Annotated in this window: 20 protein-coding genes; 7 read left to right on the forward strand and 13 right to left on the reverse strand. The window is 50.0% G+C overall.

Annotated features, from left to right (window positions below):
• Positions 1–204 precede the first annotated feature (204 nt).
• Positions 205–1,551, forward strand: coding sequence for a putative O-glycosylation ligase, exosortase A system-associated (locus SPK40_RS06600; RefSeq protein WP_330959882.1), 1,347 nt, complete (start codon positions 205–207; stop codon positions 1,549–1,551).
• 129 nt (positions 1,552–1,680) lie between these two features.
• Here SPK40_RS06600 and SPK40_RS06605 read toward each other — a convergent pair whose 3' ends face one another.
• Genes SPK40_RS06605 through SPK40_RS06640 form a run of 8 tightly spaced genes read right to left on the reverse strand, consistent with a single transcriptional unit; the run spans position 1,681 to position 11,954 of the window.
• Entirely contained in the window at positions 1,681–2,850 is a 1,170-nt protein-coding gene (locus SPK40_RS06605; RefSeq protein ID WP_330959883.1) for a glycosyltransferase family 4 protein, read from the reverse strand.
• Positions 2,847–4,037 carry a glycosyltransferase family 4 protein gene (locus tag SPK40_RS06610; protein ID WP_330959884.1) on the reverse strand — a complete coding sequence of 397 codons (1,191 nt, stop codon included), beginning with the start codon at positions 4,035–4,037 and terminating at the stop codon, positions 2,847–2,849. Before SPK40_RS06610 ends, SPK40_RS06605 begins: the two co-directional genes overlap by 4 nt.
• A complete protein-coding gene (locus tag SPK40_RS06615) occupies positions 4,034–5,920 on the reverse strand; it encodes an XrtA/PEP-CTERM system amidotransferase (protein WP_330959885.1) in 1,887 nt (628 codons plus the stop codon). The genes SPK40_RS06610 and SPK40_RS06615 overlap by 4 nt, the downstream gene beginning before the upstream one ends.
• A 45-nt stretch (positions 5,921–5,965) precedes the next feature.
• On the reverse strand, positions 5,966–7,396 hold the full coding sequence (xrtA, locus tag SPK40_RS06620; RefSeq protein ID WP_248142551.1) for an exosortase A: 1,431 nt from the start codon (positions 7,394–7,396) through the stop codon (positions 5,966–5,968).
• Positions 7,389–8,627 carry a TIGR03087 family PEP-CTERM/XrtA system glycosyltransferase gene (locus SPK40_RS06625; RefSeq protein ID WP_248142550.1) on the reverse strand — a complete coding sequence of 413 codons (1,239 nt, stop codon included), beginning with the start codon at positions 8,625–8,627 and terminating at the stop codon, positions 7,389–7,391. Before SPK40_RS06625 ends, xrtA begins: the two co-directional genes overlap by 8 nt.
• Positions 8,628–8,640: 13 nt before the next feature.
• Positions 8,641–9,684, reverse strand: coding sequence for a FemAB family XrtA/PEP-CTERM system-associated protein (locus tag SPK40_RS06630; RefSeq protein WP_248142549.1), 1,044 nt, complete (start codon positions 9,682–9,684; stop codon positions 8,641–8,643).
• Entirely contained in the window at positions 9,617–10,552 is a 936-nt protein-coding gene (locus tag SPK40_RS06635; protein ID WP_248142548.1) for an XrtA system polysaccharide deacetylase, read from the reverse strand. Before SPK40_RS06635 ends, SPK40_RS06630 begins: the two co-directional genes overlap by 68 nt.
• Position 10,553: 1 nt before the next feature.
• Entirely contained in the window at positions 10,554–11,954 is a 1,401-nt protein-coding gene (locus SPK40_RS06640) for a TIGR03013 family XrtA/PEP-CTERM system glycosyltransferase (RefSeq protein WP_248142547.1), read from the reverse strand.
• Between the two features lie 247 nt (positions 11,955–12,201).
• Between SPK40_RS06640 and SPK40_RS06645 the strand changes: the two genes are divergently transcribed.
• Genes SPK40_RS06645 through SPK40_RS06665 form a run of 5 tightly spaced genes read left to right on the forward strand, consistent with a single transcriptional unit; the run spans position 12,202 to position 17,893 of the window.
• Entirely contained in the window at positions 12,202–12,813 is a 612-nt protein-coding gene (locus SPK40_RS06645; protein WP_248142546.1) for an XrtA/PEP-CTERM system exopolysaccharide export protein, read from the forward strand.
• 11 nt (positions 12,814–12,824) lie between these two features.
• A complete protein-coding gene (locus SPK40_RS06650) occupies positions 12,825–14,381 on the forward strand; it encodes an XrtA system polysaccharide chain length determinant (RefSeq protein ID WP_248142545.1) in 1,557 nt (518 codons plus the stop codon).
• Positions 14,378–15,298 carry an XrtA-associated tyrosine autokinase gene (locus tag SPK40_RS06655; RefSeq protein WP_330959886.1) on the forward strand — a complete coding sequence of 307 codons (921 nt, stop codon included), beginning with the start codon at positions 14,378–14,380 and terminating at the stop codon, positions 15,296–15,298. The genes SPK40_RS06650 and SPK40_RS06655 overlap by 4 nt, the downstream gene beginning before the upstream one ends.
• Entirely contained in the window at positions 15,273–16,727 is a 1,455-nt protein-coding gene (locus SPK40_RS06660; RefSeq protein ID WP_330959887.1) for an outer membrane beta-barrel protein, read from the forward strand. Before SPK40_RS06655 ends, SPK40_RS06660 begins: the two co-directional genes overlap by 26 nt.
• Positions 16,728–16,729: 2 nt before the next feature.
• Positions 16,730–17,893 (forward strand): XrtA/PEP-CTERM system-associated ATPase, encoded by a 1,164-nt coding sequence (locus SPK40_RS06665; RefSeq protein WP_248142542.1) that lies wholly within the window; start codon positions 16,730–16,732, stop codon positions 17,891–17,893.
• Between the two features lie 151 nt (positions 17,894–18,044).
• On the opposite strand, the gene prsR is transcribed toward SPK40_RS06665, so the two are convergent.
• The 3 genes from prsR to SPK40_RS06680 form a co-directional block, all read right to left on the reverse strand.
• Positions 18,045–19,394 carry a PEP-CTERM-box response regulator transcription factor gene (gene prsR / locus SPK40_RS06670; RefSeq protein ID WP_248142541.1) on the reverse strand — a complete coding sequence of 450 codons (1,350 nt, stop codon included), beginning with the start codon at positions 19,392–19,394 and terminating at the stop codon, positions 18,045–18,047.
• 9 nt (positions 19,395–19,403) lie between these two features.
• Positions 19,404–21,488, reverse strand: a complete 2,085-nt coding sequence (gene prsK, locus SPK40_RS06675; protein ID WP_330959888.1) for an XrtA/PEP-CTERM system histidine kinase PrsK — start codon at positions 21,486–21,488, stop codon at positions 19,404–19,406.
• 122 nt (positions 21,489–21,610) lie between these two features.
• Positions 21,611–21,817, reverse strand: a complete 207-nt coding sequence (locus SPK40_RS06680) for a hypothetical protein (RefSeq protein ID WP_330959889.1) — start codon at positions 21,815–21,817, stop codon at positions 21,611–21,613.
• A gap of 260 nt (positions 21,818–22,077) precedes the next feature.
• Here SPK40_RS06680 and SPK40_RS06685 point away from each other — a divergent pair, with 260 nt between their 5' ends.
• Complete coding sequence (locus SPK40_RS06685) at positions 22,078–23,862, forward strand: lysophospholipid acyltransferase family protein (RefSeq protein WP_330959890.1); 1,785 nt, start codon at positions 22,078–22,080, stop codon at positions 23,860–23,862.
• A gap of 3 nt (positions 23,863–23,865) precedes the next feature.
• Here the strand turns inward: SPK40_RS06685 and SPK40_RS06690 are convergent, their stop codons facing one another.
• Both SPK40_RS06690 and SPK40_RS06695 read right to left on the reverse strand, forming a co-directional pair.
• A complete protein-coding gene (locus tag SPK40_RS06690) occupies positions 23,866–24,312 on the reverse strand; it encodes an META domain-containing protein (protein WP_330959891.1) in 447 nt (148 codons plus the stop codon).
• A 50-nt stretch (positions 24,313–24,362) separates the two neighbouring features.
• On the reverse strand, positions 24,363–24,674 hold the full coding sequence (locus SPK40_RS06695) for a cysteine-rich CWC family protein (protein ID WP_248142536.1): 312 nt from the start codon (positions 24,672–24,674) through the stop codon (positions 24,363–24,365).
• Between the last annotated feature and the right edge of the window lie 75 nt (positions 24,675–24,749).

Below are 24,749 nucleotides of genomic sequence, written 5' to 3' on the forward strand. Positions count from 1 at the left end.
TTTAAAATGACATAAAACTCTGTATTGAAATGGCTTTTTTCTCAGGGCTGGCATGGTGGAGGGAGTGATGGAGTCGATTCTTTTCACGTTGGGACTGTTTTTACTGGTTTATCTTTGTGTTCGTTCAGTGAAACAAGACAAAGAAGTGATGCCGAAACAACAAGCAAAACCACATCATCGCAAATAAGCACCGGAGGCTGAGTCATGAGGGATCTTGTATTTTTAAGTGTTTTCATGATCTTAGCCTGTTTATCCTTACGAAGACCTTATATGGCTGTTTCGCTCTGGTTGTGGTCGGGGCTTTTTGTACCCTCTTACTGGGTTTACAGCTTTGCCAAACCCATCAGCTACAATACCGCCTTTGCGCTCATCACTTTTCTGACTTACCTGTTTTCACGTCGCAAGCCAGTGATTTTAATGGATGGGGTCGTCGTGTTTACCTGTATGTTCTGGATTCTGACCGGACTGACAACTTACAACACGATCATTATTCCAGAGCTGGTGTGGCTGGAGTGGGAAAAATTTTCGAAAGTGTTTCTGATGTTCATGATGATCGCTTTAATCATCAGGCAGCGGCATGAATTTGAAATGCTTCTCTGGGGTCTCATTATGTCGGTGGGATTCATGGGGGCGATTGAAGGGCTGAAGTTTATTGCCAGCATGGGCGGGCATAAAATACAGGGCCCGACAGGACATTTGCTGACGGATAATAACCACTTTGCGACCGCGCTGTGTATGATCATTCCGCTCATTGTGTACCAGCTCAAATCGGTAGAAGAGAAGTGGATTCGAGCCGGTCTCGTCGGTGTAGTGGGGCTTTGCATTCTGGCGATTCTTGGCACCTATTCCCGAGGCGGTTTTCTGGCGCTGGCGATTATCGGCTGTTATTTCTGGATCAAGAGTAAAAGGAAAGCCCTGACTTTGCTCGCAGTCGGCGTTGTGGCTTGCCTGTCTGTCCTGATATTACCGCAACAGTGGTATGACCGAATGGAAACGATTGAAACAGCGGCCACAAATGACACGTCATTCATTAATCGTGTAAATTCCTGGAAAGTTCATACCCTGATGGCGATGGATCGTCCGTTTTTGGGGGGTGGGTTTAAAGCGGCTTATTTTCCGACGGTCTGGGAACGATTGTCGGTGGATGTTGATAAAGTCAACTTTATTGAAACACCACCTCCGGGAGAGCAATCCAGAGCCGCACACAGTATCTATTTTCAGGTTCTGGGGGATCATGGGTTTGTGGGGCTGGCGCTGTTTTTGCTGATTATCTTGCTGTCATTCCTGAAAATGCGCTGGGTGATAGTGACGCTCAGTCAGCCACCTTGGAACGAACAATACCGGTGGCAGGTTGATCTGGCCAGAATGATGCAGGTTTCACTCTTGGCATTTTGTGTAGCGGGTGCAGCGTTGTCGCTGGCATACCTTGAGCTCTTCTGGGCGCTGGCTGCTGCTATGGCCGGATTAAGTATGCAGGTGAAAGTGATGGTGTTGCGGGACAATTCGCGCCGGAATACAGCGGAAGTGCAGGGGTATTCTTCCAGAGCTTGAATGAGACAGGTGTTTTCTCTTCAAACAAACGCCTGCCTGAATCAAGGTCTCTGGGAATAATACCGGTGAATGTCCCGGTTCGTTTCTCTGGTGTCTGTCCCGTTTTCGATAACCGATTTGATAACTGGTTCAGGGTGTTTTTTCTTGCTCCAGCAGCTGATGAAAAATAGAAATAATCCGTTCGCCGTTGTGTTGCCAGGTCAGTTTACGTTGGTCGATTGTTTTGGCTGCCTGATTGCTCAGGGATCGGCGAAGTGGTGTATCGGATATCAGGCGTTCGATACAGGTCAGCATCTCGTTTAATTTCCCTTCCTGAAACAACAGTGCATTTTCACCGTCAGTCAGCAGTTCTCTGATATTGTCGCTGTTCGGTGCGACAATCGCTTTACCACAGGCCAGATACTCGATCAGTTTTAACGGTGAACACCAGGGGGTGACGGCAGGCTGAATGGCAATATCAATCTGTGCCAGCCAGTCTGGCATGGTGTCCCGGGAAGCCAGACCGACGATGTGGATTTGTTGCTCAGCTTGCAGTGCCTTTGCTTGTTGTCGGAGATCATTCAGCACCGGGCCATCCCCGACGATCAGAAGCTTGATGGGCAGCTCATCCGGATGCCGGTGCCGATTTGCCTGAGCGATCAACGCGAGAACATGGTCCAGTTGATGCCATTCACGGCAGAAACCAACAAACCCGACAACCAGATGTCCGGCAAAGTCCGGATGTTTTGGGTTTGTACTGGGGTGGAACAAGATTGTATCCACGCCATTTGGGATGACCGTGATCCGCTCATCCGGAACGCCTGCGCGACGGACATCCCCGGCAAGGACATGAGTCACTGGCAGTGTGTGGTCGGCATTACGCCAGGTAAAGACTTCAGACCAGCGGGCGAGCCAGGTGAAGGAGAGTCCGCCATACTGGCAGCGCTCTTTGAACAGAGGGGCATTAATTTCCAGAATCAGCGGAAGGTGAAACACTTTCCCGGCAATGACACCGGATGGCAGGAACAGGTTATAACGTTCGTAAATTGCATCGGGCCGGTGTTTCAGGATGGCCCGGCACAGTCTGAAAAAATCGTATGCACTATAGCCCAATTCCAGTAATTCACAGAGAAAACGCGGCAAATTGCGGCGTAACTGGCTGACCCAGCCGCCATCTGCGCCGAAACTCGCTTGTTCCGAAACTGCGGGGGCGACAAGAATGATCTCATGGCCTTGTTGCGCGAATGCATCCAGAATGGCCTCAATATGGACAAACTGCCCATCTTTAGAAGCAACCCGATGATGGTACAGAATTTTCATGAGGTCTCCCTGATGAGCCGATTGAACAACTGATACTGACCTTCAGATGTCGCTGACCAGTCGAACTGTTCAGCGTAATGCCGGGTTGCTGCACGGGGAAAAGGGTTGTCCAGGATGTGCTGAATGCCTTCAGCAATCGCCGCAGCATTGCGTTCGACCAGCGTACCTGCGCGGGGCTGGCGAACCACTTCAGGCGTTCCCCAGATATTGGTTGCGACCACCGGTGTGCCGCAGGCCATGGATTCGAGCAAGACGTTTGCCCAGCCTTCCCGATCTGAGGCGAGTGTCAGGACGCTCGCCGCACCATAATACCCAGAAAGCTCTTTCTGACTGAGCCGCCCCAGAAAACGCACCCTGTTGGCTACTCCGTATTGCTTTGCAAGGGCTGTCAGGGCTTTTTTCTGGGGGCCGTTGCCGGCTATCAGCAGTAAAGCGTCCGGAAGCTGACGAAGCGCTTCAATGACCAGATGGTGGCCTTTCCGCTCGACGAGTAAGCCCACAGAAATCACAATCGGGATATTGAGTGGCAGACTCAGTGCTTTTCTGAGTAATTGCTGCTGATATTCATCACTGAAGCTGAAGAGATCGAGATCAACGCCGTTTCGCAGGGTGCTGACTCTGTCTGGTTCAGCACCCAGTTCAATCATGGCGGTCCGGAGCGCATCACAGACGGCCAGGTTATGATGACTGGCCGTCATCACCTCCTGAATGCGTTTGCGTGCACTGGGGAAGGTCGGGAGCAGATTGATGTCTGTTCCTCTCGCGGTCACCGTGAAAGGTTTGTTGAATTCTCTCGCAGCTTCGGTAATGGCGACACCGTCCGGAAAATAGTAATGGCCGTCAATGAGATCAAACTGAAATCCTTGTCGCATCATGCTGCGAATCTGTCTTTTGAGCGTATACCCGAGCGTCACAGGTGTCAGATTCATCCCTATTTTAGGGATAACAAGATACCTCGGATGATATACCTGAATTCCGTAACGGATTTCAGTCAAAGGGACAGACGTAAATTCGCTGTATTGGCCAAACATCGGATGTGCGAAAGGAAACCAGGGGACAGGTGCGATGACGGTCAGCCTGATGTCCGGATAATGCTTTTTCAGTTGCCGGAGCCGGGTTTCAACGAAGATGCCGTGCCTGGGATTGACAGCGTTCGGATACAGGGTGGAGATGGTCAGGATTCTCATGACGTTTGCCTCCCCAAAAACTGGGCAAACATCAAAAGGCTCCAGAGTGCCACTCCATGGTCCCGGCGGTTGCTGGTATGCTCTGCGATCATTTTTTTCAGTTGTTCAGGGGCAAAATAACCGCTGTCCAGCATCACGGGCGAGAGGATCTGCTCCTGGAGTAAGGGCCGTAACTGATGACGGAACCAGTGGCATAGCGGCATGCTGAACCCCATTTTCGGACGATAGAGAATGTCTTCAGGGAGCCAGGGTTCCAGCGCTTTTTTGAAGCTGTACTTGCCTTCCTGCTTGCGGATATTGTCCCGGGCAGGAATGCGGAATGCCCATTCGAGCAGCTGATGATCGAGTAAAGGGGACCGCACTTCTAACGAGTTCGCCATACTGGCGCGGTCGACTTTGGTTAAAATACCGCCCGGCAGCCAGGTTTTAAAATCCAGATATTGGATCTGTTTGAGCGGGTCGTCGCTTGGCGCATTGAGGGCATGCTGGTGGAGGATGTGGTTGCCGGTGTAACCATTCAGGCTGTGCCGGTAAGCCGGGCTGAATAAAGCCTGTCTGTCCTGATACCGAATCTTCGACATGGTATTCGCATAAGCATCCACCGTATCCAGCGCCAGAGACTGAAAGGTCGTTTTTGCCCGGAAACGCTGTGGCGCCCAGTCCGCTTTGGGGTACATGTGACCGAGAAAGCCAAACACGGGTTGTCGGATAGGGGAAGGGAGCATGTCTCTGACTTTCTGTTCTGCCAGATGAAACCGGTAGCGGCGATAACCGGCAAATACTTCATCCCCGCCATCGCCGGACAGTGCGACAGTGACCCGCTGCCGGGCTAACTGACATACCAGAAATGTCGGGAGTGCGGAATCATCAGCAAATGGCTCATCATAAAGTCGGCCGATAATTTCGATCAGGCTGACATCATCTGCACTAACCTGTTGCTCAAAATGTGTCGTCTGGTATTGATCGGCAATCAGCCGGGCGTAGCGTGTTTCATCAAATCTGGCCTGATCAAATCCGATCGCACAGGTGTTGACCGGCTCAGACTGCAACCCGGACATCATGGCGACCACGGCACTGGAATCAACACCGCCGGACAGAAATGCCCCCAGAGGAACATCGGCGATCATGCGGATCCTGACGGCTTCTTGCAATTGCTCGATGAGCGCTTCCTGTGTTTCATGCCAGCTCAGTGCTGATGCAGGCGCCGCCAAATCCCAATACTGGAAGGGGGAGATCTGACTGCCGGGCTGAAGGGTCAGGGCATGTCCGGCCGGGAGCTTGAAAATGTTGCGATAAGCCGTGAAAGGGTCAGGAATGTAGCCGTACATGAAGTATTCTTCAGCCATTTCATTGCGCAGCGAGCAATCCACATCCGGGTGGGAGACCAGTACTTTCATCTCTGAAGCAAAGATCAGCTGCCCTTTCCGGGTGACGGTATAGAACAAAGGTTTTTTCCCCAGGCGATCCCGGGCAAGAAACAGGGTGTGGGTATTTTTATCCCACAAGGCAAAAGCAAACATCCCGCGAAAACGCTTCAGGCAGTCTGTTCCCCATTGTTCCCACGCATGCACAATCACTTCCGTGTCGCTCAGGGTGCGAAACTGGTGTCCGAGATTTTTCAGTTCACTGGCTAATGTACTGAAGTTATAAATTTCACCATTGAAAACAACTGCGACCGTGTGGTCTTCATTAAACAGCGGCTGGTGCCCGCCTGACAGATCAATAATGGACAGACGACGGTGTGCCAGACCTACCCATTCATCGGTGTAATATCCCTCGTCATCCGGACCACGATGGCGCTGGAGCCGGTTAATGTGCTGCAGCAGCCTTAAATCAATCTGATCCGCCCGCTGCAGATTCATAATCCCTGCGATACCGCACATACAATTCCCCTTTAAACCGCCATTGCTGCTGATAATTCTGTTTTGTTATTGGGTTTCTGCCGCGGGCACATCCTTGTCCTGTTCGGCAATTTGCCGGATTTCAGTGTCATTCAGTTCTGAACTGGCAATAGCGATGACATTTGAAAATCCTTGCTGTCCGGCTAATCGATAGGATGCTTTGACCAGTTTGATGGTCAGTGGGTTGCTGCTGCAAAAATCGTTGACGCAATACCAATATAGAACACGCATAGTGCTGCCACTGGCATTTGTCACCGTCATGGTTCTGGCTTTGACGCCTGAGGCTAAGTGGACAGGCTGACTGGTTTTGACTGACCAGGTTTTTTTGCTGAAGAGTTGATTCAGGCTGCTGATCAGCTCGCCATCCTGTTGCCAGATGTTGTAACGCGCCGTAAAAATTTCAGCTCTTCCCCCGGCAGTTGCCTGACGTTGATACATTTGGGCATGAGGAAATTCTATGCCCCATGCCGACAGCGTTACCTTTTGATTGGGATTGAAGTCTGTGTTTGCCGACGCTTCGGGCGACAGATGCTGAGTCAGTTGCTGATTCCAGATAGCTGTGATGCTGAAGAGAAGGGTAATGATGCTGATAACCCCCCATTTTTTCACGGGTGAAATCTGGTTTTTTCGTGGCATGGGAAGTGTCGATGGACGCTCGGCATCTGAAAACAAACTGGCCGTGAAAAATATCACCATGATGATCAGGCTGAAGAAAACCCAGCCATAAATCAGGTGATCGGCCCCTGCAGCGTATTTCATGTCACTTAAGTAGCCAATCAGGACGATGCCGTAGGCGCGAATACCGTTAGCGAGAATCGGGAAGACGAAAGAGAAGGCCACAAACAGGATTCGTTTGTAGGTTTTCGTAAACTGCAGATACGCAAATAATGTACCCAGTGCGACGCTGGACATCAGGAAACGTATCCCGGAACAGGCCTCTGCCACATAAAACCGGCCGTTGGGAATGGTGATGTACAATCCTTCCCGGTAAACCGGTATGTGGCTGAGATTGAGCAGCCACACGGAAAGATCAGCGGTGATGATCTGAAGGCGGGGAATCAGACTTTCGCCGAAAGGTATGGCGAAGAACAGAAAGAGTAACGGAAACCAGAGCCGGCGGGCAATGACGGTGCCCAATAAAGCCCAAAGCAGTAGCTGGAGGCTGAGGACTGTTGCCACATGCTCAAAAAGCCCGAAACCTGCGGCGCGACCTGTCAGCCACAGGATGCTGGGAATGATTAACGAAACGGCTGCGATCCAGCTGACGGTCAGCGGGGTCCGACGAATGGTTTCTCTTTCCCGCCATACCAGCCACAGGCTGATGGGTAAAATCAGAAAACAATGCTCATAAGTTTTCGAATTCATCCAGACCGACATCATATGGCTGATTGAAGGCCAGTACAGCCAAAGCCATGCTGTCAGTGGTAATGCCAGGCGAAACCAGATTCGGTTAACCATGCTGAGCTTCCAGATAGGTGAGCAGTGGCGCTAGCCTGGCGTCCCAGCTGAAGTGGTTTTCGATCCAATTTCTGGATGCAGTTGCAGCCTTGACGGGCTCCTTTAACCGTTGGCAGATCCAGTCAGCCATCGCTCTGGCGTCATCGGCAACATACAGGGCTTGTTCCGGATAGTGACGCGGATGATTGCACGGATACTCTTCCAGCCCTTCAAGACCCAATGATGTTGTGAGGACCGGTTTTTCCATCGCCATGGCTTCTAAAATTTTGTTTTGGATTCCCCGGGCAATCTGCATGGGGGCGACGGCAGCTTTGGCGTGAAAGAGGTAGGGACGCACATCTTCGACACGCCCGGTCACGATAATACCGGGTAATCGGGACAGTGCTTTCACCTGTGAGGTCGGGGAAGAACCGACAATATAGAATTTGCTGTCCGGGTGGTGCTGAAGCACGGTTGGCCAGACCTGACGGGCAAACCAGCTGACGGCATCCACATTGGCCCAGTAGTCCATCGCACCGGTAAAAACAATGTAGTTGTCATGGGACAGCGGGTGCATTGTATGGCGAGAGAAATCTGCGTCCGGTGAGAAATACTGGCTGTCGATACCATTTTCAAGTGTTTTGATCTTCGGGTGACAGGCCGGTGGGACCAGAGCCGTGAACGCATTTTTCTCTGTTTCGGTGACAAAGCAACTGAAATCAAACTTGTCGCAGACTTGCTGTTCAAAGCGTGCCAGCGTCCGGTATTCCCGCTGAAAGACATAACTCGCCAGCCCGGTTTTTTTCTCGGCGTACTGGCGCCATTTTTCAGAATCGAGGTCGACGAAGTGCATCACTTTATGCAAGGCAGATGGGGCATCCATCAGGTATTGCGCCATACTGCTGGAAAACACCATGGCTTTGTCAATTTGCTTGCGTTTCAGGCAGGATTTCACCCAGGCTGACATGGCCGGATGGTGATAATAAGGCAGCGTCATGGGATGACGGCCCAGCAGGGCAGTCAGGGCTTTGATGCGGGCAACAGCGGGATGCAAGCGGACAAAGAAAGCCTCGTGGCACAGCGCTTTGACTTTATCCTGGTATTGCAGATCGTAAGGGTCATCCACAAAGCATCCCAGACAGACCTCATAGTGCTGATTGAGGTATTTCAGCAGATGATAGCTGGCAATTTTATCCCCTTTATTGGGCGGATACGGGATTCGGTGACACAGATACAGGATGAAAGGTTTCATGTGCTTGCTCCGATCAGCCCAGGTATTTGGATAACATCGGCCCGATGTGTTTGCTCAGACCTAAAGGCAGGTTCTGCCAAGCTCGAATGAAATAGCGATATTTGGGGTTATTGGGCGAGAGGTTCGGCGGCCTTTTGGCCTTCACCAGTGCGATGCGGTAATGCAGCGGTTGCTCTTCCATACCCCAGTGTTTTTTGTAGTGATAGGCGCCAGAATCAATTTTACTGCGGCCAAAGTCGAACAGTTCAGCGCCGCGTTGCCTGGCCTGAACCATTAACTGGTAGTACATAAAATCGTTACTTTTCAGGTCCCGGGCTGCTTGTGTTCCGCCGCCGTAATAAGGCAGTACCTGATTCTTATAGTAAAAACTGAGCACGCCGGAGACTGGTTTCCCATTTGTATCCCGTACCACCAGAGTTTCGCAGCTTTTGCCAAAAGTCTGTTTCAGTTTCTGAAACAGGCTGGGGTGAAATACCGGGGTACCCAGATTTCTCACACTCTCAGCATAGAGTTCAAAACAAAGGTCAGGATTGTCTTCCGTTTCCCAGCTCAGGTTATTTTTCTGGGCATGACGAATGACAGCGCGTTGCTTGCGTTTGATGCCGGAGAGAATGTCATCTTCTGAATCCGCCAGTTTGTTTTTGAACGTGGCATGATGGCAGTGCCTGATCCAGGGGGCCTGGCAATCTTGTTCCTGACGGTCACGCAGTTCGATGTAATCCACCTGAAGCTTGCAGCCTAATTCCAGAGCAGCGGCTTCCAGCTGATGCCGGATCGTGTCCTGATCAGCAATCACACCGCCATAGACACAGAAAGGCGTCGAAACTAGTGCATGTCCAAACAGAACACTTTTTTGTTCAAACATAGGCAAAACGCCCACCACCTGACCTTCCCGCTGAGCCATCAGGTAGTGGGGCTGATGTCCAAAGACGTCATTGATGACATCCAGCCAGCCGGACAGATGAAAAAAACTGCCTTGCTGATGTGTATTAACGTACTGATCCCAGGCTGTGTAATCTTTCCGGGTTAGTTTGCGAATCGTCAGGTCCTGATTCATAGTCATACTCATTCAATTGATAGGCCTGGCTAATCGTGCTCCACCGGAAGTCTTCCAGCAGACTGTGGAGCCGTGCTGCCATATGTTCAAGGTTCAGGTAATGCCGGAAACGGGATTTCAAAGGCGCCTGCGAAATTCGGGGTTGCCCGGCATCAATCTCCCACGGATGAAAATAAAAACAGAAGGGCTGGTCGTATCGTTCGGTGAAGCTGCGGATGAACCGTTTACTGAATGCGTAAGGATAAAAACGAAAATAGCCGCCGCCACCGATAGGAATATTCGTTCCCAGGGTCTGATAGGTCGGGATCGGTATTTCCATTAATCTTTCTGCCCGCTGGTGGATAAAGCGCGGCCAGTCCGGACAGCCATAATGATCGTGCCTGACCGGGTAAGTGCTGCTGCTGAAGGTAAACCCCAGTGACTGAAGAATATCGAATGCCCAAAGGTTACTCGGATCGATCGAGAAACTGGGTGCACGATAACCATGGACTTCTTTACCAGAAATGTCTTCGAGCAGATGTTTGCTCCTGCTGACATCCTGATAAAAGGCATCTCGGGTTTGCTGATTGGCTTTGATGTGCGCGTACCCATGGCAGGCAAGCTCATGGCCTTGTTCTGTAATGGCTCTGATCAGGGAAGGGCAGGCATCTGCGACCCAGCCTAAGACGAAAAAAGTGGCTTTGACATGATGCTGCGCAAAAATATCCAGGACTTCTCTTGTGCTGTAATCAACGCGTAAGGGGTAAGTTGTCCCCCAGTCTTGGCGACGAATAACAGACGAAAATGCGGAGACATGGAAATAATCTTCAACATCGACCGTCATGGCATTTAATTTTGAAGAAAATTTTGGCGCGTTTAAAAAACTCATACTAACGCCCCTTGCCAAACAGAACGATTTCAGAAGTTCTGATCAAAATTAATATATCTAACATCAGACTTCTGTGCTTAATGTAATAAAGATCAAACTTCAGTTTTTCAATGGCATCTTCAATGCCTTCCCCATAAGGGTATTTTAATTGGGCCCATCCGGTCAGGCCGGGTTTCACATATAAGCGATGGTTGTAGTAAGGAATAGACTGTTCGAACTGATTGGTAAATACTGGCCTTTCAGGACGGGGGCCAACAAAGTTCATATCGCCTTTCAGAACATTGATAAGTTGTGGCAGTTCATCGAGTCTGTATTTTCGGATGAACTGTCCTACCCGTGTGATACGGGGATCATCGCGGCTGGCCATTTGTGCTCCTGCCTTTTCCGCATCCAGATGCATGCTTCTGAATTTATAGATGGAGAACGGCTCGCCTTTCAGACCGGTACGTTCCTGCGAATACAGAACAGGCGCGTTAAGGCCGTCTTCCCATTTGATCATCAGGATGACCGCGATTATCAAGGGCCAGGTTGCCAGCAGAATCAATAAAGCGATACAGCAGTTAAACAGCCAGTAAAATTGTTGCCGGGTGCGATTGCGTGCAGACAGCGCGTTGAAGATAACCCAGGACGGATGAATGTGGTCGACGGCAACCTGTCCGGACTCTCTCTCGATGAAATCGATGATCTCAATGATTTGAATCCCCTGCATTTTGCACCGGGACAGGCTTTCTATGGGGAGATTTCCCCGGCGTTCATCGGCAGCAATAACAATTTCTTTGATGTGATGTTGCCGGACGACATCTTCCAGCGGTTCATTCAGCGGGATGATCGGAGAAACACCGGATGTTTCCAGATTATCACCCGACATCGGGATATAGCCGACAATATCAATCCGAACGCGGTCGGACTGGCGTCGCATACAGCGATTGATCAGACTGGCACGCTCACCGGCCCCTAAAATCAGGACTTTTAGTCTGCCCAGCATTTGATAACGGGAACGGATGGCGATATAGCGCACGATGACCAGCGCAACGAGTGCCGTACTGTACATCCATTCTCTGCTGAACCCTTCAGGAAAGGACAGGGGTGTGATCAGGTACAGACTCGTCGAGAGCATATACGCCAAACTTATGGCGACTAATATTCTGGCGGCAATGCCACTGTAAGATTCTCTGATTTTTTCATTATAAAGGCCAACTGATAACAGAGTCAGCTGTAAGGGAAGTGTAAAATAAATGAGATGAACAACATTAATGACATTCCAGACATACAAAGACCCCGATGACTCGGGGTGGTTTGCAATCAGCTGAACACACCAGAATATGCCGGAAAGCACTAATATGTCTGAAAAAATGAGTACAGCGTTACTTAAATTTAAATCATGAAATTTTGCTTTTGTCATATTCACCACATCCGAGGTGTAATTTATTAATTAATCGCCTCTTATGTAATGAGTATCGGCAAGCATAAAAAATCTGCAAAATAAAAAAATCATATATAGTTAAATTAGTTCAATGAGGCATTCGCCGGCAGTCATTGCAACTTCACTGAACCCATCAAGCCTTAGAAAAAGGCATGTAAGACACGGACTTAAATGCAGGATGGATGCTGTTATGACAAGAAGCGGTCACCTATCGAAGATTACAAGTTTGACAGCTGCAACACTGATGGTGCTTCTGGCTGGTTGTTCGTCGAACTCGTTGCCACCTTTACCTACGGCAACCCCGCAACCCTCTCTGACAAAAAATATTAATCAATACAAATACCTGATTGGTCCCGGCGATACCCTGAATATCTTTGTCTGGGGCAATCCTGAAATTTCTGGGACTTACGTTGTCCGTCCGGACGGCATGCTGACGACATCTCTGGTGGAGGATGTCCCGGCATCCGGCCGCACGCCGACTGAACTGGCCAACAGTTTAGAAGCACGTCTGGCAGAGTATGTCCGGGATCCGATTGTCAGCGTCATCGTGAATGGCTTTGTCGGACCTTACAGCGAGCAGGTCAGGGTGATTGGCGAAGCACAACAACCGATGGCAATCAATTACCGTGAAAATATGACATTGCTGGATGTGATGGTGGCTGCCGGTGGTCTGACAGATTTTGCCGATGGCAATGATGCACGGCTGATCCGTGTGGTTGGCGGTCAGCAGAAAGCCTATGCCTTGCAGTTAGGTGATTTGCTGAGAAGTGGTGATATCACCAGAAATGTCGACATTTTGCCCGGCGATATCATCATCATCCCTGAAGCCTGGTTCTAATTGGAGGTTTTATGCAGGAACAATTCCAGAACCTGATTGAATACTTGCATGGGGTTTGGGTACGGCGGCGCTGGATCATTATAGCCAGTTGGATCCTCTGCCCGCTGGGTTGGGCCGTTGTGACCCTGTGGCCTAATCAGTACACGGTTGAGGCGAGAGTGTATGCCGATACGCGCTCGATTCTTCAGCCGCTGTTAAAAGGTCTGGCTATTCCGAATGACTCCAATCAGGAACTGAGCCTGATGGTCAAAACACTGCTCAGCCGCAAAAACCTGGAGACGATTGCCCGGTATACCGATGCTGATCTGAAAGCGACAAATAATGAAGAGTATGAGGATATCCTCAAAGAGCTGAAAGATCACATTGTGATCAAGTCTGCTGGCCGGGAAAACCTTTTCACCATCAGTTACAGCGGGACCGACCCGGTGTTTGTGAAAAATGTCGTGCAGTCTGCCCTGGATGTTTTTGTTGAGAATACTTTGGGGAAAAACCGTCAGGATACGGATAAAGCGAATGAATTCATCAACCGTCAGCTCTCTGATTACGAAAAGCGGCTCGCTGAAGCGGAAAGTAAGCTGGCAGATTTTAAGCGCAAGCATGCCGGTTATCTGCCGAGTTCCGAACAAGGGTTCCAGCGTCAGCTTGATGGGCTGAACAGTGAGATCGAAGGCACGCATCTTCAGTTGCAGGAACGCCGGACCCAGCTGGAGACGGCCAAAAATAAGCTGAATGAGGAGATGGACACAGCTGCCAGAAATCAGAGAGAGCAACCGACGGCGTATGACGACAGGCTGGAATCGCTCCGAACCCGCCTGGATGAGCTGTTGTTCCGCTTTACCGACAAGCATCCGGATGTGAAAGAAACCAAGCGTCAAATCAGTGAACTGGAGCAGCAGAAACAAGAATTGCTGTCGGTTTCTGGGGGAGACAGAAACAGTGAGTTCAGAAATACCGAACTGTTTCAGAATCTGAAGCTTCTGATCAGTCAGCTTGAAAACGAGGTCGCGTCTTTACAGGTGCGTGAAAAAGCCCAGTTGGAAAAAGCGGCTGACCTCCGGGAAAAATTAGTGAAGATGCCTGAAGTTGAAGCGCAGCTGACAGGGCTGACCCGGAGTTATGACATTACCAAGAGCAAGTATGAAGAGCTGTTGTCCCGTCGGGAGTCTGCCCTGATTTCCCAAAAAGTGGGCGCAGCTTCTGATGATATTACGTTCCGGGTCGTTGATCCGCCGCGTGCGCCGATCAAACCATCCGGACCGTTTCGTCCGCTGCTGCTGGCTATCGTCCTGGTCTTCGGGGTCGGAGCAGGGCTCGGACTGGCTTTTTTTGTCAGTCAGCTTTATCCGACAACAACCTCCGCAAGACAGCTGTATCAGATGACAGGTTTACCGGTTCTTGGTGGCGTCTCTCCAACCCGGCAATCTGGCATCATGGCTGCAGTACGCAGGGAGCATTGGCGGTTTGTCTGGATGAGTACCGCATTAGTGGTGTGTTTTTTGGGTTTCATGGCGCTGAACCTTGATGCCTCAATTCATGCGCGAATTATGCAGGAGATGGGGTGGTTATGAGTATTATTCAAAAAGCAATGCAGCAGAAAACTGCGCAGGACAACAAACAGAAAGAGCCTCAAAATCCTGAACGAGACGGCAGCCCCGATTTGGTGCACACGGATCCTGTGCCGCATCCGGGTGATCAGCCGATTGTCGCCGATGGTTTCCCTTCGGTATGGCTTCCGCCTGCGACGATCGAGATTGATTTGGATCGTCTGATGCAGATGGGGATGGTGTCTCATACGGATGAGCAGGCGAACGCGACAATCACCAATGAATTCAGGGCGATTAAACAAAAACTCTTTCACAATGCCTTCAGCAGCGGGGCGCAGTACCATCAGCGGTCAAATCTGGTTATGGTGACCAGTGCCGGATATCAGGAGGGTAAAACCTTCACCTCGGTGAATCTGGCACTCAGCATGGCTTCAGAAAAAGATAAAACAGTCTTACTGGTGGATACTGATGTCCTGAAGCCCGGGGTCAGCGACATGCTGGGGATTGATTATCGCGTCGGACTCATTGATTACCTTCAGGGGAAAGTGAATCATCTGTCGGAGATTATCTATCCGACCTCAATTCCGAATCTGCGTATCATCCCTGCCGGTCAGCCGCATCACCTGAGCAATGAACTGCTCGCCAGTAACAAAATGGAGCGCGTGATGAACGAGCTGGCGCACCGGTATCCGGATCGGATGGTGATCTTTGACTGTCCGCCGGTCCTGGGCGTGGTTGAAACGATTACTTTGTCGAAATTGCTGGGACAGGCCGTGTTTGTCGTGGAGCAGGACAAGACGCGTCTTGATGACGTCGACGTCGCAGTGTCACAACTCAATAAGGATATGGCAATCGGATTTGTGATGAACAAAGCCGTACGCAGTGTATTTGGTCAATACAGACATGGACATGACTATGGCTCGACTGAGGATCAATCCTAGTGTTTTTCTGCTGGGAAGTCTTTCTCTGATAGGGCACCCCAGCCAGGCGGCGGATGTGAAGTTAACGCCATATGTGGGCACTGAATTTACCTTTACGGACAATGTAAACAGAACAGATACCGATAAAAAGAGCAGTCTGATCACCACGCTGGAGGCTGGTATAGAAGCCACAGTGCAAGGGAGCCGGGGATATATTGGTCTGGATTATGCGCTGAACTATCTCTTTTACACAAATGCCGACGGAAATGATGAGTTTTATCAGAATCTGGACTTTAACGCTTTTAAGGGATTAGGCCGGAGCGGGTTTCAGATCGACGCCAGCGCTTCGATTGAGAATATTGCCACCGATATCGCTACGGATGCGAATGCGGATGTGATTAGTGGCGATACCATTCAGAGTAATCAGGCTGAGCTGGGGCTGAGCTATCAAACAAATCCACTCAGCACCATGGACTTACGTTCCCGAATCTATACCCGGGTGATCACGAACGAAGATGACATCGGAAATTACACCGGATGGGGGGGAAATGTAACCTACGCCAATGGCCGGTCAGTGAAAGATGTCTTTTGGCTGTTCAGCCTGAATTATGATGACCGGGAAGGCAAAGATGACGGTGTATCGACGCAGTTCACCCGGATCAGTGAAATATTTGGATTACAGACAATCGGTGGTTTCGCACCCTTCATACGCCTGAATTACGAAAACTATGATGGTGTGACGGATTCTTCCGAGAATGAAATCTTCAACTGGGGAATCGGGACCCGTTACTTCTGGGATCGTTATTCATACTTCGATGTGAGCTATAACTTTTCAGAAGATGATGTGAACAGTGATTTCTGGGCGGGGGCATTGAATCTCAGTCCGAATGACAAAACACGGTTTTATTTTGAGTATGGCAAGCGCTTGCGAGGGGATGCTTACACTGCGGAAATCCGGAACCGTTCCCGGCGCTGGACCAACATTTTTACCTATGACGAAAGGCCGGACAGCTACGAGCGTGATCGCTTTGTGGAGGGTGGACGTATTGATGAACTCTACCTGAGAAAAGAAGCGCGCTGGTTGTCTGAACTGGGCTTACGCCGGACGCGGTACAGCTTTTCGCTGTATCAGATTGACAGGGAGACCCTCGAGTCATTGTCTGATCTGACAGACGATTATTCACGGGGTATTGAGCTGGACGTGAACCACCGCTTATCCCGGGCATTATCCGGCCATATCGGCTATGGCTATGAACGTTACGAGTTTACTTATGTCTCTCAGGGCAAAGACAGTGACGATTATCATCGGTTTAGTCTGGATGCGACCTATGCTTTCAGACCGGAGCTGACGACCAGAACCGGGGCAGAATATTACAACCGTTCATCATCGAATTCTTTGAGAGATTACGATGAAACCCGACTATTTCTTGATGTGAGGGTGGAGTTTTAACTATGTATGAAGCGCACTTTGGATTTACGGATAAACCGTTCAAATTAAGTCCCGACCCACGCTTTTTCTTTTCCAGTCCACATCATGAAAAAGCGTTGTCCTATCTGCAATACGGCATCTCTTTGGGGGAAGGATTTATTGTGGTTTCCGGACCGGTGGGAACCGGTAAAACGATTCTGGTACATCGGCTGTTATCCGGGATTGATGAGTCAATTGTGGCGGTGCAAATCTCCACAACCCGGCTATCTGCAGATGAGCTCGTGAAGCTGGTGGCGTCTAAATTCGGAATTGCCACGGAAGGGTTGTCGAAAGCCGATATTCTGAAACGGCTCGAACAATTTTTATACGGGCTGCGCCAGCAAGGGCGCAGGGCGGTACTGCTGGTGGATGAAGCTCAAAATTTACCTGCAGATACAGTTGAAGAGCTGAGAATGTTATCGAACTTTCAGTATAACGATAAACCGCTGCTGCAAAGTTTTCTGCTGGGACAGGAAGAACTCAAAAGCATTATTCGCTTGCCTGAAATGGAACAGTTAAGACAGCGAATCATTGCATCCTGTAATCTGCAGCCTTTTAACGCTGATCAGGTGAAAGAATACATTTTACACCGCCTCAGCTGTGTTGGCTGGCGCGGTACGCCCTCCCTGAGTGACGGCGTGTTTGAGGTCATCACACGATATACGCACGGAGTACCGAGAAAAATTAATCTTCTTGCGGATCGAATTTTTCTGTACGCCTGTATGGAAGGACTCAGTGCCATTAATACGGTGAATGCTGAGAAAGTTGTTGCTGAAATGAATCTTGAGTTACCGGCAGAATCTTCCCGGGAAACAGCTCGCGATCCGGCCGAAGACAAAGCGCACAGATATGAATACTCAGCCCGGGAAGAATATGACAACTATCATAGTCAGTATGAATCACTCAAACCGTCCGGTTCGTCGAATGCATTTCAGGCCCTCAATGAGATTGAAAAAGTCCTGAACAATGTGATCGAACGGAAGATCGCAACGATCCGAAAACTGGATCAGTTGTTGATTATGAAGCGGAAGGTGTTGCTGCAAACCGGAGAAGAAGGCATTGATGATGAAATGATTCTCAATGAAGACTATCCGCCCGGTTTACGGGAAAAATACTGGGTGAAACAATTGATGAAATTATCCGAGTAACCCGTTTCACGAAAAGCATCGAGCCAGTGAAGATTCACTGGCTTTTTTATTGAAACATTGGAAAAAAGCAGCCTGCCCCGAACAATTCGGCGGCAGGCACTATTTGTTGGGGATGAGTGGAGCTGTACCAGTCTTGATGGAGAAGCGGCAATTAATCATTTTTCACCATGTATTTGTCCATCAGTGAATAAAGGGTCGGACGGGTAATCCCTAATATATTGGCGGTATTGGACATATTCCCGTTACTCAGTGACAGGGCTTTGGTAATGGCCTGCTTTTCGGCAGTCTCACGAACCTGACGGAGATTCAGAGCGATGGGCGCTGATTCCTCTTCATCGGGTTGGAGAGCCAGATCGAGGGCACTGATCAGTTTGTTGTCTGACATGATCACTGCCGACTTCACCTTATTTTGCAGCTCCCGGATATTACCGGGCCATGGGTGGCGCAACATAGCGCGGATAGCGTCGTCGGTGAAGCCGTTGATTTTGCGCTGGCCGTTCGGTTGAGTGGCTTGTTGCAGGAAATACCGGGCAAGTAATAGGATATCCTGTTCGCGCTCACGCAGGGGCGGGTTCTGAATCGTAATTTCGCTGATGCGATAGAAAAGGTCTTCCCGGAAGGTTTTTTCCAGCATCATCTGTTCAAGATTCTGATGTGTTGCACAGATGATTTTGACATCGACCGGAATTTCCTGGCGTCCGCCGACACGTTCAATCACCTTTTCTTGCAGAAAACGGAGAATCTTTGCCTGAAGGGGATAAGGCATATCCCCAATCTCATCCAGAAACAGGGTACCGCCGTCGGCGCATTCGATCTTACCTGCCGTCGTTTTATGAGCTCCGGTAAAAGCGCCTTTTTCGAATCCAAAAAGCTCACTTTCCAGCAGGTGCTCGGGAATGGATGCACAGTTGATTGCGATAAAGGGCTTTTCCGCTCTGGGGCCTTTGGCGTGAATCGCCCGGGCGATGACTTCTTTTCCGGTACCGCTTTCACCCAGAATAAGCGTTGTAATCTCGGTTGGTGCGATGCGATCAATCATGCGGCAGACCTGCTGAACTTGCGGGCTGTTACCGATGAATCCGTTCGCTTCCAGTGACGACTGGCGTAGATGTGTATTTTCTATTTCAATGTTGGCGACGATAAAGGCACGATCGATGATCACGGCCAGGATGTCGTCATCAATTGGCTTTTGATAAAAGTCGTGGGCGCCCAGTTCAATTGCTTTTAAAGCATTAACTTTGTCATCGTTGCCGGTGATGACAATGACTTTGGTAAAAGGTGAAAGTGCCAGTATTTCCTGTAAAACGGCCAGACCTTCTGAAGCATTGGCTTCATCCGGCGGTAAACCAAGGTCGAGGGTCACTACTTTGGGCTCATGGCGGCGCAGGGCTGTGATGGCTGAGCGGCGATCATGTGCCATCACCACGTCATACTGCGGGAAGCACCACTTCAGTTGCTTTTGAATGCCTGGATCATCTTCTATGACAAGTAACGTGTCCATATTCTCTTCCTACTTGTAAATTTCATGGTTGCTGGCGGAGCGGGGTGCGGTATTGAATGGCAGATGAATCGATATTGTTGTGCCTTTATCGGGTTCAGATTCAACATCAATATAGCCACCCAGCTGCTCAATCAGGTTTTTTGCGTCGTAGGCCCCAATTCCCATGCCGGCATTGCCTTTTGTGGTGTCAAAGGGTTTAAAGAGCCGGTTCTCAACGAAATCACGGCTCATGCCGACACCGTTATCCGCGATCGTAATGAGGTAGTCATGCCCGCTTTGGGCCGTTGAGAGATAGACATACCCGGACTCATCTGTTGCCTCCTGTGCATTCTGCACCAGATGAGACAGGATGTTGGTGAATCGTTCTTTGTCTGCCCTGAGCTGAATGGGTTCACTGGTCAGCTCAATGATCAGCGGAGAAGGCGCCTTCACTGAGCGGCTGTCGCAGACCTGCCGGATGAGTGCATGGATATCAATGAATTCCACAGATTGGGTCTCTTCCGACTGAGTCTCGACCCGCTTGTTGTTCAGTTGCGTTAACACTTTTGTCAGCCTGATGGCTGCGGAGTCAACGGTCTCAAAGGCATCATCGATGAACTCCGGATTATGTTTATGCCGAGCGGCATTTTTGGTCAGGAGTTGCAGTTGCGCCAGCACATTTTTCAGATCATGAACCAGAAAAGCAGACATGCGGTTGAAAGTATCAAATTGCTGGCTTTCAGCGAGTTTCCGGTTTGTTTCAAAAACATTGAGGTAAACCGAGAGCTGACGGCTGATGGCGTTCATTAAATCTCTGTCTTCCCAGTTGACCTTCTCGGTTGATGTGGGTCTGGAGAGCAGGCACACCCCGCGGGTCCCGTTGCTGCTGGTCAGCGGGATGAGGTAAGCCATTTCAGACACCCGGGCTAAAGCCGCCGCATCGACTGGAAATGGTGCAGGTTCTTGTCCCTGTCTGGCCTGTTCAATATCGAGTATCCATTGATGTTCAATCGCAGGTAAGGCAACTGTGGCAAGCAAAAGCGCGATATCCGGGTGCTGGCTGTCTATTGACTGACAGGCACGGACTTTCAGTCTGGGGCCCTGCAGTGTGGCGAGCACACCCTGGTCACAGCCAAAGGGATGCATCATCGCCTGCAGAGCTGTGTCGTACTGTGTACCTTCAGTGTTTTCAAGGGCAGTGGCAAACTGCATCCACTCCTCACGGTACTCATATTTATTTGCGAAGAAGTGTTTGGTAATAAACACCATGATGTTTTTGCGAAAGGTGTCAGACAGAAACAGACTTGCCAGCACCAGACCACTGAGGGCAAAAAAGAGAATCTGGACAGTATCACTCCATGTTTCTCCCATCGACTTGATATAAAAACCGGCCAGCGACATCACCAGCAGGTAGCTTGCCGCGACCAGTAATAAACTGCTGTGATAAATGATGTCGCGCGAAATATATACCCGGCTTTGCCAGTGTTCTGCGCGCCGGGCTGTCAGTAAGATCAGAGGCAGGGAAATCAGCGTGACCCAGCCGCGACTCAGCCAGAAACCTTGGGTGAGCATATTGGTCAGAAATGCATCGGCGTAGAGGGCAAAGTGATACGCAAAATACATCCCCAGCCCCAGACAGAGCGGTTTGATGGCCCGGTGTTCTTCTCTGACTGTGCGACGGTAGCGCAGTTCGACAAACCACAGACCAATAATGGACTGACAAAGATGCAGGAACAGAAAAATTCGTTGCTCAAGGACCGGCCAGAAGAATCGGACGGCCTCGGTCAAGGCAACCAGCAGAATCACAAGACACAAAATGGCCTGCGCTTTTTCCGAAAAAATGCGGGTGAAATGATGAGAATCCGACAAACTGCTGGTGATGAGCAGACACCAGCCCAGGCTCAGCAGGCTTTCTGTGAAGAGTACGGACAGAATGGACAGCTGATACTGAATTTGAATAAATGACGCTGATGCCCAGACTGTGCCCAAGAGGCAGGTCATTTGCAGTAACCGTTTGGGCAAACTGCTTGCTTTTGTGGTCAGCAATAGCAGGAATACGAACAGAAAGCCCGCTGCGGCCGACAAATATCCAATCTTGCCAAGCAAAGTATCCAAATGCCACGTCCTTTATTGAAGCCGGGATCATCCGTTGTGTTGAGATGACTTTTTATACGCGGGTCAACGCCGCGTTCTGGAACATTTTTGTGATCTCTATTGAGAGAATAGTCCAGAAAGTGTCAATTTGTTGGCAGGGGTTGCGAACTGAATAGCTCTGAAGCGGAAGTCGTACAGATCGATTGGAGTGTGGCCTCGGGTTGGTGATTCAGCCAGTTGATCAGACCTGCCATTGTATTTTCACAATGCTCGGGAAGCCAGGTCAGGGCCAGTAGCATAAACAGCAGCGGCACAAAATTAAGGACCAGGATCAGCATGATTTTTTTCATGGTAACTCATCCTCTTCTATTCGAAGCCCTCCTTCCTTAGTGAACATTTCTTCTCTGATGATGTCAAAGATAGCCTGACCACAGGTACATTTTTGGCTTAATGTTAAGAATGTCAGACAGAATACGCTGACAGAGCAGACATTTCGTCTGACTTCATGAAACTGACGTATTTCTCTCATCATACTGCCGCACAACTGACACGGTTGAGTCACAAATCATTCTCATACTTGTCCCGAATACCTACTTCGGATGGAGATAGTATGGAAACCGTAAGTCCTTTTCGTTTGCCACGGAAAACCCCGTTTGGGGTTGGTGAAAAACTGACTGAATGGGCAACTGGTTTGCACAGATTGAGTCGCTTTTATGCAGAGCGCCCGGCGGGACAAGATACAGAAGCTTTCCTGCGGTATACCCTGGATGTGCTTGGCATCGATTACCAGGTTGTGAAGGGCGGATGTCAGCATATTCCCGGACAGGGGGCAACGGTCGTTGTCGCGAACCATCCTTTAGGCTGTGCAGAAGGCGTGATTCTGGCACAGATTCTGCGACAGATCCGTCCGGATGTAAAAATCCTTGCCAATCATTATCTGAAAAATGTCCCGGAGCTTGATGCACTGTTTATCGGTGTGGATGTGTTTGAAGGCCAGGGTGCCGTTCGTGCAAACGCCAGAGCTTTGCGTGAAGCCAACCGGCATTTATCGGCTGGTGGATTGCTGCTGATGTTTCCGGCCGGTGAGGTGTCTGTATACGACAGAAAATCCGGACAATTACGGGACAAAGTATGGAGTAAATCCGTCAGTCGTTTAATACATAAACATAAAGCGACAACAGTGCCTGTCTTTATCGGCGGACGGAACAGTCGTCAGTTCTATATGGCCGGCAAGGTTCATCCGATGCTGCGGACGCTGATGCTGGGCCGGGAAATGCTGAATAAGCGGGCAACCCAGATCCCGATTGCGATTGGCGAAAGTATTCGCTACAGCGAAGTCAAAAATATTCTGGATGACCAGCAACTGGTGAATTATCTGAAGTTCAATACTTATCTCCTGGGCAGTGAGGCCAGCAGGAGAGAGTCGGGCTTTGCTGCAAGCCTGGCTGCTGTCAGAACCATGCCAAATGCTGAACCGATTGAACCCCCTGTTGCCGCTGATTTGCTGGAACAAGATATTGTAAACCTGAGTGAATCGGAGCGGATGCTCAGCAGCGGCGAGTTTGATGTCTATTGTGCCGCTGCAGAGCGGATTCCATCGGTCCTGAAAGAACTTGGACGTATTCGGGAAATCAATTTTCGCGCTGTGGGTGAGGGAACCGGGAAATCGACAGATCTGGATGCGTTTGATCAAACCTATCTGCACCTCTTTGTCTGGGACCGTCAGGCCAGAAAAGTTGTCGGTGCTTATCGTTTAGGCCTGACGGATGAACTGATGGCAGCCAGGGGACTGGGCGGGCTTTATTCCCGTACACTGTTTCGCTATGACGAGCGGTTTATCCGACAGTATGGTGCATCGATTGAACTGGGACGCTCAGTCGTAGCTGAAGAGTATCAACGCAGTTTGAGTGCACTGTTGTTGCTTTGGAAAGGGATTTCCGCATTTGTTTGCCGCCATCCCCGGTATACACATTTGTTCGGGCCGGTCAGTATCAGTGATGAATACAGCCAGGAAGCCAGACAGTTACTGGCAGCTTGTATGACAGTGCATCACTCTGATCAGGACAGCGCAAAATTGGTGGCTCCTACCTGCCCCCTGACGAGCGATAAACGTGTCTTCTGGCAGCCGGATATGCTGACTGCGCTGGCTGATGTACAGCTGCTGTCGCGGGTGATTTCCCGGATGGATACAGGGAAAAGCGTTCCTGTGCTGTTGCGTCAGTACCTTGGCCTGAACGGGAAGCTGGTTTGCTTTAACGTGGATCCGGATTTTAATGACGCGCTCGACGGGCTCATCGTGGTTGATTTAACCCGGGTGCCGGAAAAAACACTGGCTAAATATATGGAGCCGGAAAAGGCATCAGCCTATCTGGCATACCATGAAGTCAAGGCATAACACTTAAGGTTGACCCGCAGGCGGCATGTGCATTTCTTCCGGCACAAATGTCAGCACATGCTGCTCTGTGGTCAGTGTCAGCGTATTACTTTCCAGAGACGTGGTATTCCACTGCTGCAGAGAACTGACGATCACGGTTTCTATGGTCGCAATTTCATTTTGAATACAGGCCATTTTGGTTGAAACGAAAGACGTGATGCGAAATTGGTTCCCATTTTTGAGTTCAGCCAGCCCCATAAATTGATTACAGCCACTGAACCCGGTTGCTTTGAACTGACTGTCCAGAGTCAGGCCAATCGGTGAGCGGCTCTCTGCCAGAGCAAAATCTCTGCCATCTATCTTGGTGAGCACCCAGTCTTGCTGCAAATCTTTGGCGGTGAAGCCAGCTTTAGGCGGCTGTTCACACCCGGTCAGGCTCAGCAAGACAGCAAATAGTAACCACTTTTTCATGTGAGCGTCACTCGCAGTGTGAAGGAGATGTCCCTATTAATAGTAGCAGTTTACGACTGCAGAAGCGGTAACCCGGAAAGGCAGGCCCGGCAAATACATTGGCCTTTCGGTAAACCACTGGTGTCACGTTTGGCCAGCTCAAAACACCAGCATTCCTGATGTCCGGCTTCAATACCGCAGTAAGCCGGTTGCCTGCATAAGGCGCAATTATGGGTCGTTTCCGTTCCCTGAATTTGATCAATGGTCTGAGTATGCGTGTCATCATTCATCAGTCGCCATTCACTGATTTCTTTCATGGTTCTCAGGCAGCCGCTACAGATGCCTTCATTGTTCTTACATTTAGCAACGCAAGGGGTTTTCACGTGTCTAACTCGCCGCAGTTAAAAGCGGGCATTCTACCCCAGACCATGTGAAATGTATCGGTCCGGGGCAGAAGC

The sequence above is a fragment of the Photobacterium sp. 53610 genome (assembly GCF_036409375.1).
In the GTDB taxonomy this organism is placed as follows: Bacteria; Pseudomonadota; Gammaproteobacteria; order Enterobacterales; family Vibrionaceae; genus Photobacterium.

Coding starts and splice junctions, on each gene's coding strand:
- SPK40_RS06685 (WP_330959890.1), top strand. CDS start 22,078: ATGGAAACCGTAAGTCCTTTTCGTTTGCCACGGAAAACCCCGTTTGGG.
- xrtA (WP_248142551.1), bottom strand. CDS start 7,396: ATGGTTAACCGAATCTGGTTTCGCCTGGCATTACCACTGACAGCATGG.
- SPK40_RS06680 (WP_330959889.1), bottom strand. CDS start 21,817: ATGAAAAAAATCATGCTGATCCTGGTCCTTAATTTTGTGCCGCTGCTG.
- SPK40_RS06610 (WP_330959884.1), bottom strand. CDS start 4,037: ATGAGAATCCTGACCATCTCCACCCTGTATCCGAACGCTGTCAATCCC.
- SPK40_RS06655 (WP_330959886.1), top strand. CDS start 14,378: ATGAGTATTATTCAAAAAGCAATGCAGCAGAAAACTGCGCAGGACAAC.
- SPK40_RS06665 (WP_248142542.1), top strand. CDS start 16,730: ATGTATGAAGCGCACTTTGGATTTACGGATAAACCGTTCAAATTAAGT.
- SPK40_RS06640 (WP_248142547.1), bottom strand. CDS start 11,954: ATGACAAAAGCAAAATTTCATGATTTAAATTTAAGTAACGCTGTACTC.
- SPK40_RS06630 (WP_248142549.1), bottom strand. CDS start 9,684: ATGAATCAGGACCTGACGATTCGCAAACTAACCCGGAAAGATTACACA.
- SPK40_RS06600 (WP_330959882.1), top strand. CDS start 205: ATGAGGGATCTTGTATTTTTAAGTGTTTTCATGATCTTAGCCTGTTTA.
- SPK40_RS06635 (WP_248142548.1), bottom strand. CDS start 10,552: ATGAGTTTTTTAAACGCGCCAAAATTTTCTTCAAAATTAAATGCCATG.
- SPK40_RS06650 (WP_248142545.1), top strand. CDS start 12,825: ATGCAGGAACAATTCCAGAACCTGATTGAATACTTGCATGGGGTTTGG.
- SPK40_RS06615 (WP_330959885.1), bottom strand. CDS start 5,920: ATGTGCGGTATCGCAGGGATTATGAATCTGCAGCGGGCGGATCAGATT.
- prsR (WP_248142541.1), bottom strand. CDS start 19,394: ATGGACACGTTACTTGTCATAGAAGATGATCCAGGCATTCAAAAGCAA.
- SPK40_RS06605 (WP_330959883.1), bottom strand. CDS start 2,850: ATGAAAATTCTGTACCATCATCGGGTTGCTTCTAAAGATGGGCAGTTT.
- SPK40_RS06660 (WP_330959887.1), top strand. CDS start 15,273: ATGGCTCGACTGAGGATCAATCCTAGTGTTTTTCTGCTGGGAAGTCTT.
- SPK40_RS06690 (WP_330959891.1), bottom strand. CDS start 24,312: ATGAAAAAGTGGTTACTATTTGCTGTCTTGCTGAGCCTGACCGGGTGT.
- SPK40_RS06625 (WP_248142550.1), bottom strand. CDS start 8,627: ATGAAACCTTTCATCCTGTATCTGTGTCACCGAATCCCGTATCCGCCC.